This window comes from Brucella sp. IR068 (assembly GCF_049065885.1).
Classification (GTDB): domain Bacteria; phylum Pseudomonadota; class Alphaproteobacteria; order Rhizobiales; family Rhizobiaceae; genus Brucella; species Brucella intermedia.
The window spans coordinates 249,706-262,076 of the sequence record NZ_JBAKHE010000005.1 but is presented as its reverse complement, the minus strand read 5'-3'; the positions used below and the strand labels follow the sequence as shown (position 1 = coordinate 262,076).

Here is a 12,371-nt window from a genome sequence, read left to right as displayed (position 1 = left end):
TCAAAGTCCTGAATGAACGGCGGTGGCCTTGCCGGTCTTTACGGCTTGCATGACGGCAAGCCCGGTCGCCAGCGACCAGATGCCGTCCTCCAAAGTGGCCGATGGCTGGCCCCTGCCCGCAATGGCATTGTGGAAAGAATGCAAGGCGGTTTCGTAGAGATTTTTCTGGTCGAGCGGCAGTTCATGCTCGCCGTTGTGATCGCGCAGGATGACGCTCCCAACCGGCTTTTGCGTCATGACATTGCGCGCAATGAGCGAGCCTTCGCTGCCATGCACCTCGAAGCCGGTTTCGGCATATTTGGTGGTGAAGGCATCGTGGAACTGGGCAATCGCGCCGGAAGGAAAGCGCAGCACACCCATCACGCCGTCTTCCAGCCCGTGACCGCTTAGGCCTCCCTGCTGGCTGAAAGCCACCGCTTCGACCGGGTTTTCACCCAGCACGAAGCGCAGCGTATCGGCATCATGCACGGTAATATCGAGGATCACGCCGCCGCCCGCATCGGGCCGCTCGATGCGCCAGCCTTGCAAGTGCGGCGGCAGATAGACCGCATGGAAAACCCGCGCACCCAGCACCTTGCCGATCTTGCCCGCAGCAATGGCATCACGCATGGCGCGGTGGCTTGCGCCATTGCGCAAATGATGGTTGGTGCCGGCCACGACACCCGCCTCGCGCACGGCTTTCAGCATCTGGTGCGCGTCATCAATCGTCAGCGCCAGTGGCTTTTCGCAAAGTATATGCTTGCCCGCTTGTGCCGCGGCAATCGCCTGATCGCGGTGCAGTTCATTGGTGGTGGAGATATAGACGGCATCGATTTCAGGGTCGGACAAAAGCGCTTCAAGGCTGGTCACGGAGCGGGATATGCCGTTTTCGCGGGCATAAGTTTCACCGCGCCCGGCATTGGTGCTGTAAACAGAAACGACCTCGCCACCGGTGGCGCGAATGGCTCCGATCACCCATTCCTTCGCAATCGTGCTTGCGCCTATAAGGCCCCACTTTGCCATTCGAGTTTCTCCTCCTGTTTCCGCAATGGCGCACCGCAACTTGCCCGCACCGCAAGGCGCACCGACAGGCGCTGCGCCTCCGCCTCCACCCGTTCCGAATTGATCTGTTTCAGCAAAAGCTGCGCCGCACGTTCTCCCAAGCCTTGCGGATCAACAGCCACAGTCGTCAGCGCCGGAACAGCGGTTTTGGCTTCGATCACATCGTCAAAACCAACCACGCCAAAATCCCGGCCCGGCTCAAGATTGGCGGCCCGCAGCCCGTCGCAGACGCCGAAAGCCACCGCATCATTAAAGCACACCGCCGCCGTGGGCTTCATGCCATGCCGCAGCATCTGTTCCACCACCTCAACGCCGCCGGCGCGGGACGGAGCGCTTGCAAAGACCAGCGCATCATCAAAGGCAATTCCGGCCTGCTCCAGCCCGGCGCGATAACCCGCGACACGCTCCGCAAACACCGCCGTATCGGCATAACCGCCCATGAAAGCGATGGCGCGATGCCTGAGCGACACCAGATGCTCGACCGCCTTTGCCACGCCGCCGCGATTGTCCGACACGATGGAAGAAACACCCGATCCCGGCACATCGCGCACCATCTGCACAACCGGCAGGCCGCTTTTCGCCAATGGTTTCAGATCGTTCGCCTCGGTCCCGCGCGCTGGCGAAACAATCAGCCCGGCAATGCCATGTTCGCGCATCGAGGCAATCACCTCGCGCTGCCGATCGATGCTTTCCGCCGTATTGGCCAGAAACTGCACATAGCCAGCCGACTGCATGACGCGATCCACGCCAACGGCCAGTTCGGCAAAGAAACTGTTGGTCAGATCATTGACCACAAGACCGACGATCCTCGAATTCGACTGGCGCAGATTGGCGGCGGAACGGTTATAGACATAACCCAGTTTCTCGATCGCCTCCTGCACCTTGACCCGGGTGTCAGCATGAACCAGCGGACTGTCACGCAGCACCAGCGACACGGTCGATTTCGACACGCCAGCCTCGCGTGCAATATCGATAACGGTGACGCTGCTCTTGCTCATGACTTGCTCCGGTTTATGCGGCTCATTTAATTGGAACGTTCCAATACTGTCAAGAGCAGAGCGGAAAACCGTCATTTGCCATGTGTTCGCCACAATTTGCGTTGGTTTCTAGTGCCAATTTTCTGCTGAAACACGTATTTTAGGTGCAAACCCCGTAAAATCACATTTCTGCCGCAATTTTCGACGGGATTGCCATTTGGAACGTTCTAAACTAAAAATCGGCTGACAAGCGGAGGAGCGATCATGGGCATGAACGACCAGCAACTGATCTTGCCGGATGGCAACGGGAGCCGTGTTTCCTACACGCTGAGCGGCAAGCCAACCCCGCGCCCGGCAAGCCCGCCGCAGTTCAACCGCATCGCCTATGCGGCAGCGCATGTGGTTTCCGATCCGCTGAAAGATGCCCGCCCGTGGAACGACCCGGCCATCGACTGGGACGCGACCATGGCTTTCCGCCATCACCTGTGGAGCCTCGGCTTCAAAATCGCCGAAGCAATGGACACCTCACAGCGCGGCATGGGCCTGAACTGGGCTGGCGCGCAGGAACTGATCCGCCGCTCTTTGGCAGAAGCGAAAAGCGTAGCGGGTGCCGATCTTGCCTCTGGTGCTGGCACCGACCACCTTGATCCGGCGGAAACAAAAAGCCTTGATGACGTTATCAGGGCTTATGAGACACAGGCAGGCTTCATCGAGAAGCACGGCGGGCGTTTCATCCTGATGGCAAGCCGGGCGCTGGCCCGCATCGCCAGATCGCCCGACGATTATGCCAGGGTCTATGGGCATATTCTGGCGCAGGCTCGCGAAAAGGTCGTGCTGCACTGGCTGGGCGACATGTTCGATCCACAGCTCAAAGGCTATTGGGGTTCAAAAAATTTCGATGAAGCGCTGGATACCGTCATCGGCATCATCGAGGCCAATCGCGACAAGGTGGAAGGCATCAAGATTTCGCTGCTGGAGGAGCGCTACGAAATCGCCTTGCGCAACCGCCTGCCGAAAGGCGTGCTGTGTTTCACCGGCGATGATTTCAATTATGCGCCGCTGATCGAAGGTGACGGAAACAGGCACAGCCATGCCCTGCTCGGCATTTTCGATGCGGTCGCCCCACAGGCATCCAACGCGCTTGCAGCGCTCGCCGCAGGCGACAATGCCCGCTTCCGCGCGATCATCGAGCCGACCGTGCCGCTATCGCGAAGAATTTTTGAAGCACCGACGCAATATTACAAGGCGGGTGTCGTGTTCCTCGCCTGGCTGAACGGCCACCAGAGCCATTTCACCATGCCTGCCGGAATGCAGTCGGCACGCGGCATCCTGCATTATGCCGACATATTCCGCCTTGCCGACAAGGCCGATGTGCTCGACCAGCCGGAGCTTGCCATCCACCGCATGAAAAAGCTTCTGGCCGTTCATGGCATATCGTAAAGACAGGCGGCTGTTGCCGCCTGTCCCGTCAAATCACCGCCAGCCAAGCCCCGGTGCAACATGCTTGAGGATCGCTTCGATCACATGGGCATTGTACTCGACGCCAAGCTGGTTCGGCACGGTCAGAAGCAGCGTATCGGCCTCGGCAATCGCCTCGTCTTTGGCCAGCTCCTCGATCAGCCGGTCAGGCTCGGCAGCATAGGACCGCCCGAAGACGGCCCGCAGGTCTTCCTCGATATAGCCGATGGAATCCTGCTCCTTGCCGCCATTGCCGAAATAGGCCCGGTCGCGATCATCGACCAGCGCGAAGATGCTGCGGCTCACCGAAACACGCGGCGTGCGCGTATGTCCGGCTTCCTTCCAGGCCTCGCGATAGGCACGAATCTGCCTGGCCTGCTGGATGTGCAGCGGCTCGCCTGACTCGTCCTTCTTCAAGGTCGAGCTTTGCAGATTCATGCCGAGCTTTGCGGCCCACACAGCCGTGGCATCCGAAGCCGCACCCCACCAGATACGGTCCCGAAGACCTTCCGAATGCGGCTCGATCCGCAGCAGGCCGGGAGGGTTCGGAAACATCGGACGCGGGTTCGGCTGTGCAAAGCCCTGCCCCTTCAGCGCTTCGAAGAACACCTCGCCATGCTGGCGACCCATATCGGCATCGCTCTTGCCCTCTTCCGGCGCATAGCCGAAATAACGCCAGCCATCGATCACCTGTTCCGGCGAGCCGCGGCTGATGCCGAGTTGCAGCCGCCCCTTGGAAATCAGGTCGGCGGCACCGGCATCCTCGACCATATAGAACGGGTTTTCATACCGCATGTCGATGACGGCGGTGCCGATCTCGATCCTGCTGGTCTTCGCGCCAATGGCTGCGAGCAGCGGAAAGGGCGATGCAAGCTGGCGCGCGAAATGGTGCACGCGGAAATAGGCGCCATCCGCGCCCAGCTCCTCTGCGGCGACCGCCAGATCGATGGATTGGAGAAGCGCGTCGCTGGCCGAGCGGGTTCCCGACTGGGGAGACGGCGACCAGTGGCCGAAGGAAAGAAAGCCGATCTTCTTCATGATGATGTTCCCTGAATTCGGGCGAGAGGATTGTTCCTGCCCAATATGGCGGCGCGCGCCACGAATGGAAGGGCGCGGAAAGGAACACACTGTTCAGTATTTGCACCCTCTGTTCCGTCCGCTTTTTATCGCGCGCCATGAGTTGCCCGATACCCACGCCTTGTCCGGTACATTGACAGTGCATCCGGACGCTATTAAGCCTCGAAACAGGCGGATAAACCTTCAATCTGAGGTTATTGGAGAAAAGGTGTTTGCCGATAAGCAACGCACCAAAACAGGGGAGATTTTCATGCGTTCCAAATTTCAGGCTATGCTTCTGGGCTTGCTGGCCGCAACGGCCCTCGCCACCTCGGCACAGGCCAAAGACGTCACCGTCACCGTGACCGCCATCGTGGAGCATCCCGCCCTCGACGCCGCCCGCGACGGCGTGAAGGACGCGCTGGCAGAAGCCGGCTTCAAGGAAGGCGAAAATCTCAAATTCGTCTATCAGTCCGCACAGGGCAACCCGGCGACCGCAGCGCAGATCGCCCGTCAGTTCGTCGGCGAAGCTCCGGACGTGATCGTCCCGATCTCCACGCCGTCGGCGCAGGCCGTCGTTTCGGCCACCCGCGACATTCCTGTCGTCTTCACCGCCGTTTCCGATCCGGTCGGCGCGCAGCTCGTCAAGGACATGGCGAAGCCCGGCGGCAACGTGACCGGCCTGTCCGACATGTCGCCCGTGGCTGAGCACATCAAGCTCATCAAGGAAGTGATGCCGAACATCAAGAAGCTCGGCTATCTCTACAATTCCGGTGAAACCAATTCCGTGTCGCTGCTGGCGGCACTGAAGGAAGCCGCTGCCGCCGAAGGCATCGAAATCGTTGAATCGGCCGCCACCAAGTCGGCGGAAGTCCAGGGCGCGGCCCGTGCCCTCGTCGGCCGTGCCGATGCCATGTATGTGCCGACCGACAACACCATCGTTTCGGCCCTGGAAAGCGCCGTCGGCGTCGCCGAGGAAAGCAAGCTGCCGCTCTTCACCGCCGATACGGATTCGGTCAAGCGCGGCGCGCTGGCAGCGCTCGGCTTCAACTACTACGATGTCGGCAAGCAGACCGGCGCCGTCGTGGTGAAGGTTCTCAAGGGTGAAAAGCCGGGCGACATTCCGGTCGACATCGCCAAGGGCACCGATCTCGTCATCAATCTTGGCGCCGCCAAGAAGATGGGCGTCGAATTCCCGCAGGCCGTGATCGACCGCGCCACCAGCAAGATCGACTAGACACACAGCATGACGGAAAAAGGCGGGGTCGCTCCCCGCCTTTTTCTTTGACAGGATTTGACCAGAGTTTTCGAAATGCCCGCTATTCGCATTCTTCCCGCAGACGACAATACCAATGGCTGGAGCAGGATATTGCCAACCCGCACGCCGAAGGCGGCGCTGGCAGGCGATATCAAGGCCGACTGGATCGTGCTCGGCGCGGGCTATGCGGGCGTGGCGGCCGCGCGACGGCTGGCCGGGAACCGTCCCAATGACCGGATTGCATTGATCGATGCGCAGGAGGTCGGGAAAGGCACATCGGGCCGCGCTGCGGGCTTTGCCATCGACCTGCCGCACAATGTCAGCTCCTCGATGGAGGAACTGGCCAAGTCGCAAAGCTATCGTGCGCTCGCCCGCGCCGCCATCGATCATCTGAAACAGCAGATCGACCGGCATGGCATCGATTGCGACTGGCGGCAGGATGGAAAATTTCACGCAGCGGTTTCCGATCAGGGCATGCGCGAGGTTCTTGAGCCGACCGTCAGGGAACTGGAACGCCTCAAGGAACCCTTCGACTGGCTCGAAGGCGATGCACTGGCCAAAAGGCTTGGCACGAACCATTTCAAGGCGGCGATCTTCACCTATGGCACGTCGCTTCTGAACCCGGCTGCCCTTGTGCGCGGCCTCGCCGACAGCCTGCCCGACAATGTCACGCTTTACGAAAATTCCGCGGTCACCAGGATCGATTACGGCGAGCGCATCCACATCACGACGGCAAAGGGCAGCATTCAGGCGCCTGTCATGATCCTGACGGTCAATGGCTTTGGCGAGCAGTTCGGCTTTTTCAGGCGAAAGCTCCTCAACTTCGCCGCCCATGCCAGCCTGAGCCGCAAGCTTTCCGACGACGAATACAAGGCCATTGGCGAAATCGCGCCATGGGGGCTGACGCCCGCCAATTCCTTTTCCGGCATCACCATGCGCCTCACCTCGGACCGGCGCATACTGGTGCGGCAGAACGTGCATTTCTGCCCGTCGCTCCGCCAGTCGGATGCGCGCCGTGAAACGGTCAGGCGTGAGCACAAGCGCCTCTTCGACGAGCGTTTTCCCATGCTGCCCAATGTCGATATGGAGCATACATGGACGGGCTTCATCTGCCTGTCGCGCAATGGAGCGCCGGGTTTCGGCCAGATTGCGAAGAATGTCTACACATCGCTCTGCCAGAACGGCGTCGGCATCACCAAGGGCACGATTGGCGGCATTCTTGCCGCCGACATGGCCTGCGATATCGACAATCCGCTGATCGACGACATGCTCAAGCTTGGCAGCCCCACCGGGTTGCCGCCACGGCCTTTCCTCGATCTCGGCGTGCGGGCGCGTTTCGCATGGGAGCTGTGGCGAGCGCGCGCCGAAGTGTGACCCAAATCAGCCTGGCCAGATGTTGTATCACTCCCACAGAATAGCGCTTTTTAGCGGTCTTGCAGCGATAATGCTTGCGCGCTGCCGCGTTTTGCGTTGTATCGCCAGAGCGATATAGCAAGAAACCGCAAGCAATGCGGTGAATGGAATTTGCAGTGCGCTGCGCCCGGTCGGATGCGGGTTCGCTGCAAGCATAAACCGGGGAAATGTTTCAGGTGGCAGGAACACCGGAAGCGAACTCAGAACAAACCGGTCGTGACTGAAGCTGGCCGAGCGGAACACCCGGATTTCCGGTTTCCGCAACGCCGATGATCGATGCCGCGCTGAAGCGGAAATCGTTCGTTTGGTCACGGCGAGAAACAAGGAATGACATTGTGAGTCAGATCGCCTTCTGGGGTGCGGTCGAATTGGGCCTCGTCTTTGCATTTGTAGCCATCGGCGTCTATCTGGCGTTCCGTGTCCTCGATTTCCCCGATCTGACGGTTGACGGTTCGTTTCCGCTGGGCGCCGCCGTAACCGGCGTGCTGATCCTTGGAGGCATGAATCCATGGCTCGCCGCGATCATCGCCATGATTGCCGGTGCCGCCGCCGGGCTCGTGACCGCGACGCTGAATGTGCGCTTCAAGATTCTCAATCTTCTTGCCTCCATTCTGACCATGATCGCGCTGTTCTCGGTCAATCTGCGCGTCATGGGCGCACCCAATATTTCCCTCATCAGCCAGGACACCATGCTGACGCCGTTCTTCGGCCACGGCATCCCCGAATATTATGTGCGTCCGCTGTTCCTGTTCGTGCTGGTTGCCATCGCAGTGTTCATCGTCTGGCGCTTTCTGGAAAGCGACATGGGGCTTGCCATGCGCGCAACCGGCGCCAATCCGAAAATGGCGCGCGCACAAGGTGTGCGCACCGACCGGCAGATCTATCTCGGCATGGCGCTCTCCAACGCTCTGGTGGCGCTCGGCGGCGCGCTCTTCGCGCAGACCAACGGCTTTGCCGATGTGACCTCGGGGGCCGGCACCATCGTGGTTGGTCTTGCGGCGGTCATCATCGGTGAAACGCTGCTGCGCAGCCGGTTCATCCTGGTCATCCTGCTTGGCTGCGTGCTCGGTTCGATCATCTATCGCATCGCCATCCAGTTTGCGCTTTCCAAGGGATCGGCGTTCGGCTTGCAGGCATCCGATCTCAACATCGCGACCGCCCTTCTCGTCACCTTCGCCCTGATATTGCCGCGCCTGCGTCGCGGAGGAGCATCGGCATGATCGAACTTTCCAATCTCGATGTCGTCTTCGGTCGCGGCACCCCGCTTGAAAAACAGGTCCTGAACAAGATCAGCCTGACCATGGACAAGGGCTCCTTCGTCACCGTCATCGGGTCGAACGGTGCCGGCAAATCGACCATGCTCGGCGTTCTTGCGGGCGATGTGATCCCCACCGCCGGCAAGGTCGTCATCGCCGGGCAGGACGTGACCCGCAAATCCACCGCCGACCGCGCCGGGCTGGTGGCCCGTGTGTTCCAGGATCCGCTGGCCGGAAGCTGCGGCACGCTGACGATCGAGGAAAATCTTGCGCTGGCAGCTTCGCGCGGCAAGTCGCGCGGCCTCACCCACGCGCTCAATTCCAAACGCCGCGCCTGGTTCCGCGAGCGGGTGGCAAGCCTCAATCTCGGGCTTGAAAACCGCATGCATGACCGCATGGAACTCTTGTCTGGCGGCCAGCGTCAGGCCCTCTCGCTCATCATGGCGACCCTTTCCGGCTCGGAGGTTCTGCTGCTCGACGAACACACGGCGGCCCTTGACCCCGGCATGGCCGAATTCGTCATGGAACTGACCCGCACGCTGATTGCCGAAAACAAGCTGACCGCGCTGATGGTCACGCACTCCATGCGTCAGGCGCTCGATTATGGCGACCGGACGATCATGCTGCACGGTGGCAAGATCCTGCTCGATGTCACCGGCGACAAGCGCAAGACGCTGGGCGTCGAGGACCTCATCGACATGTTCCGCAAGGTGCGCGGCCAGACGCTGGACGATGACGCGCTGCTGATCGAATAGGACATGCTCAAAAAAACTCAGGTTTTGCAAACAGCTTTGTTTCCCGGCCGTCGTTCAGTTTGAGCGGCGGCTGTTTTGTTTGAAGGCGAATTGCGCTAGTGAGTTTGCATGGCGCAGAAGAAAGCAAATGAAGTCGATAGTTTTCTGGCAAGACCGACGAGCTCTTTCCCGGTCGTGCTGCTTTATGGCCCGGACAAGGGGCTGGTGAGCGAACGTGCGCGCCGTTTTGCCGAAGCCAGCAAATTGCCGCTGGATGACCCGTTTGCCGTCATTCGCATGGAAGCCGACGAAATCGAGGCCGATCCGGCGAAACTCGCCGACGAAGCCCGCACCATCTCCATGTTCGGCGGACAGCGCCTGATCTGGATCAAGAATGCTGCCGGCCAGAAGAAGCTTGCCGAAGCGATCAAGCTGCTTGCGACCGAGCCGCCGCAGGAAACATTCGTTCTGGTGGAAGCGGGCGATCTGAAGAAGGGTGCGGGTTTGCGCAGCGCCGTCGAAAACGCGCCAGCGGGCATGGCGCTGCCCTGCTATTCCGACGACAGCCGCGGCATCGATGGCGTCATCGATGATGTTCTGGCCGAATGGAAAATGCAGATCACGCTCGACGGCCGCCAGCTTCTGCGCGCAAGCCTTGGCGGTGATCGTCTTGCCACACGCGGCGAACTGGAAAAGCTCTGCCTTTATGCACGCGGCAAGGAACGCATCGATATCGATGACGTGCGCGAAGCGGTGGGCGATGTCGCGGGCCTTTCCACCGACGAGGTGATCGACGCGGTTCTCGCTGGCGACCTGCCACGTTTTGAAATTTCCTTCGATCGCGTCGTGAAATCCGGCACGGCGCCCTTTCTGCTGCTCAACACGGCGATGCGCCAGTTCCAGCAGGTGCAGACATTGCGCCATATTGCCGACACCGAGCGCAAAAGCGCTTCCGTGGTGGTGGCTGCAGCCCGCCCGCCGATCTTCTTCAACCGCAAGAAACTGATCGAGAATGCCGTCAGCCGCTGGACCGGGGACAGCCTTGCCCGCGTCATGGAACGCCTGCAGCGCGCCGTTCTCGAAAGCCGCCAGAATGCGAGCCTTGCCATTCCCATCATTCGCCAGTGCCTGCTGGCAATCAGCGTCGAGTCCCTGCGGAATGGGCGCCGATAACAGAGCATTTCCAGCAAAAGTGCGAGCCGGTTTGCGTTGGATAATGCGCAAAAACAAAGGGATAGAGCACTCCCACTCGCGATACAGGAAATGATCCATCAATAACTTCAAGTATTTTTTCAAATGAACGAAAAAAGCTCGCCGCCAATATGGCAACGAGCTTTCATCATCATCTATTGTTTTGTAAATCAACTCTGGAGACGGCGGCAAATCTCATCGAGCTGCTCAAGAGAACTGTAGCGTATCTTGACCTCTCCACCGCGATCACGATGATTGATTTCAACCTTCATGCCGGTAACATCGGAAAGCAGCTTTTCCAGCGCCTTCGTGTCGGCATCCTTTTCAACCGGGCCCGGCTTGACTGGCCTGGCATTGGCTTCGCCACGGGCTTCCGCCTGCGCCAGCGCCTCGACCTGACGGACCGACAGACCATCCTTGACGATCCGTTCCGCCATCGCGGTCGGGTTTTCCATCGTGATGAGGCTTCGCGCATGACCTGCCGAAAGCGCTCCATCGACAATGAAATCCTGCACGGGCTGCGGCAGCTTCAACAGGCGCAGCGTGTTGGCGACATGGCTGCGGCTTTTGCCGATGACCTGCGCCAGATCGTTCTGCGTATAGTCGTGATTGTCGATAAGCTGTTGATACCCAAGCGCTTCTTCAACCGCATTCAGGTCGGCGCGCTGCACGTTTTCGATAATGGCGATCTCAAGTGCCACGCGGTCATCGACGTCGCGAACGATCACCGGGATCGTATCGACACCGGCCCGCTGCGATGCGCGCCAGCGGCGTTCACCGGCAATCAGCTCGAACCGGTCGGGCTGGCCGGGTGCGGGGCGCACGACGATCGGCTGCACGACACCGTGTTCCTTGATCGACTGCGCCAGATCCTCCAGCTCGCCTTCCGAAAACATGCGACGCGGATTGCGCGGGTTGCGCGTGACGAACTCAATCGGGACGTTCCGTTCAATGGGAACGGGCGCCTTGCGCTCTTCCACAGGGCGGTCGATTTCACCGATCAGCGCCGCTAATCCGCGGCCAAGGCGCTTTTTTGAAGGATCGTCATTCATCGCTCGGCTTATTCCTGATTGTTTCGTCGTCGAATCGATCTGGAGCGGTTGCTTTAGTTAAATCGCCCCAAGGTGTTGTTTGCGCATGATTTTGTCCGAAAACCGTTCCCACTTTTCGGAGCCATGTTCTATGCCGCCTGTAACTGCCGCTCGCGCTGGATCACTTCCGATGCGAGCTGCAAATAAGCCTGGCTACCGGCACATTTCAGATCGTAGAGAATTGCCGGTTTTCCATGCGAAGGCGCTTCCGAAACGCGCACATTGCGTGGAATGACGGTACGATAGACCTTTTCGCCCATAAAGGCGCGAACATCATCCACCACCTGCGCCGCGAGATTGTTGCGGCTGTCGAACATCGTCAGCACAATACCCTGAATCGAAAGCTCGGGATTGATTGTCGAGCGGACCTGATCGACCGTCTGCAAAAGCTGGCTCAAGCCTTCCAGCGCAAAAAATTCGCACTGCAGCGGCACCAGAACGGAATCGGCGGCAGCCATCGCATTCAATGTCAGAAGATTGAGCGAAGGCGGGCAGTCGACCAGCACATAAGAAAAGCGTTCGGCCACGGCAGAATCGAAGCGCAGAGCGTCGCGCAAGCGCCGTGTGCGGTCGGCTGACTGGGCAATCTCCATTTCGATACCAAGCAGATCGAGCGTCGACGGCACGATGTGGAGATTTGGAACATCTGTCGGCATGGCGGCATCGGGCACCGAAGCTTCCTGCGTCAGCACGTCATAGGAAGACAGAGGCCGGTTGCGACGATCGATACCAAGACCGGTGCTGGCATTACCCTGCGGATCGAGATCGACAATCAGTACGGTCTCGCCAATCGCTGCCAATGCCGTGGCCAGATTGATGGCAGTGGTCGTCTTGCCCACGCCGCCTTTCTGGTTTGCAATGGTTATGATCCTGGACATTTTGTTCATCACCGTCGC

The 12,371-nt window shown here is 59.8% G+C and carries 12 protein-coding genes; 6 read left to right on the top strand and 6 right to left on the bottom strand.

Annotation, left to right across the window (positions count from 1 at the left end; genetic code table 11):
* Nucleotides 1-1,002, bottom strand: coding sequence for a Gfo/Idh/MocA family protein (locus tag ACOWVS_RS10965; RefSeq protein ID WP_063881789.1), 1,002 nt, complete (start codon nucleotides 1,000-1,002; stop codon nucleotides 1-3).
* Nucleotides 981-2,039 carry a LacI family DNA-binding transcriptional regulator gene (locus tag ACOWVS_RS10960; protein ID WP_063619794.1) on the bottom strand — a complete coding sequence of 353 codons (1,059 nt, stop codon included), beginning with the start codon at nucleotides 2,037-2,039 and terminating at the stop codon, nucleotides 981-983. Before ACOWVS_RS10960 ends, ACOWVS_RS10965 begins: the two co-directional genes overlap by 22 nt.
* A gap of 249 nt (nucleotides 2,040-2,288) precedes the next feature.
* On the opposite strand from ACOWVS_RS10960, the gene ACOWVS_RS10955 reads away from it, so the two are divergent.
* Nucleotides 2,289-3,458 carry a dihydrodipicolinate synthase family protein gene (locus ACOWVS_RS10955; protein WP_063620051.1) on the top strand — a complete coding sequence of 390 codons (1,170 nt, stop codon included), beginning with the start codon at nucleotides 2,289-2,291 and terminating at the stop codon, nucleotides 3,456-3,458.
* Between the two features lie 33 nt (nucleotides 3,459-3,491).
* On the opposite strand, the gene ACOWVS_RS10950 is transcribed toward ACOWVS_RS10955, so the two are convergent.
* On the bottom strand, nucleotides 3,492-4,514 hold the full coding sequence (locus ACOWVS_RS10950) for an LLM class flavin-dependent oxidoreductase (RefSeq protein ID WP_025089888.1): 1,023 nt from the start codon (nucleotides 4,512-4,514) through the stop codon (nucleotides 3,492-3,494).
* Nucleotides 4,515-4,803: 289 nt separating this feature from the next.
* On the opposite strand from ACOWVS_RS10950, the gene ACOWVS_RS10945 reads away from it, so the two are divergent.
* Nucleotides 4,804-5,769, top strand: coding sequence for an ABC transporter substrate-binding protein (locus ACOWVS_RS10945; protein WP_006470995.1), 966 nt, complete (start codon nucleotides 4,804-4,806; stop codon nucleotides 5,767-5,769).
* A gap of 75 nt (nucleotides 5,770-5,844) precedes the next feature.
* Nucleotides 5,845-7,164 (top strand): NAD(P)/FAD-dependent oxidoreductase, encoded by a 1,320-nt coding sequence (locus tag ACOWVS_RS10940; protein WP_063619795.1) that lies wholly within the window; start codon nucleotides 5,845-5,847, stop codon nucleotides 7,162-7,164.
* Nucleotides 7,165-7,191: 27 nt separating this feature from the next.
* Here ACOWVS_RS10940 and ACOWVS_RS10935 read toward each other — a convergent pair whose 3' ends face one another.
* Nucleotides 7,192-7,527, bottom strand: coding sequence for a hypothetical protein (locus tag ACOWVS_RS10935; protein ID WP_128006136.1), 336 nt, complete (start codon nucleotides 7,525-7,527; stop codon nucleotides 7,192-7,194).
* Between the two features lie 11 nt (nucleotides 7,528-7,538).
* On the opposite strand from ACOWVS_RS10935, the gene ACOWVS_RS10930 reads away from it, so the two are divergent.
* The 3 genes from ACOWVS_RS10930 (at nucleotide 7,539) to holA (ending at nucleotide 10,366) form a co-directional block, all read left to right on the top strand.
* Complete coding sequence (locus tag ACOWVS_RS10930; RefSeq protein WP_006468035.1) at nucleotides 7,539-8,423, top strand: ABC transporter permease; 885 nt, start codon at nucleotides 7,539-7,541, stop codon at nucleotides 8,421-8,423.
* Nucleotides 8,420-9,214 carry an ABC transporter ATP-binding protein gene (locus tag ACOWVS_RS10925; protein WP_021587534.1) on the top strand — a complete coding sequence of 265 codons (795 nt, stop codon included), beginning with the start codon at nucleotides 8,420-8,422 and terminating at the stop codon, nucleotides 9,212-9,214. The genes ACOWVS_RS10930 and ACOWVS_RS10925 overlap by 4 nt, the downstream gene beginning before the upstream one ends.
* A 108-nt stretch (nucleotides 9,215-9,322) precedes the next feature.
* Entirely contained in the window at nucleotides 9,323-10,366 is a 1,044-nt protein-coding gene (gene holA, locus ACOWVS_RS10920; protein WP_063619797.1) for a DNA polymerase III subunit delta, read from the top strand.
* 188 nt (nucleotides 10,367-10,554) lie between these two features.
* Here holA and ACOWVS_RS10915 read toward each other — a convergent pair whose 3' ends face one another.
* Both ACOWVS_RS10915 and ACOWVS_RS10910 read right to left on the bottom strand, forming a co-directional pair.
* Nucleotides 10,555-11,436 carry a ParB/RepB/Spo0J family partition protein gene (locus ACOWVS_RS10915; protein ID WP_063619798.1) on the bottom strand — a complete coding sequence of 294 codons (882 nt, stop codon included), beginning with the start codon at nucleotides 11,434-11,436 and terminating at the stop codon, nucleotides 10,555-10,557.
* A 128-nt stretch (nucleotides 11,437-11,564) separates the two neighbouring features.
* A complete protein-coding gene (locus ACOWVS_RS10910) occupies nucleotides 11,565-12,362 on the bottom strand; it encodes a ParA family protein (RefSeq protein WP_006470999.1) in 798 nt (265 codons plus the stop codon).
* Nucleotides 12,363-12,371 lie beyond the last annotated feature (9 nt).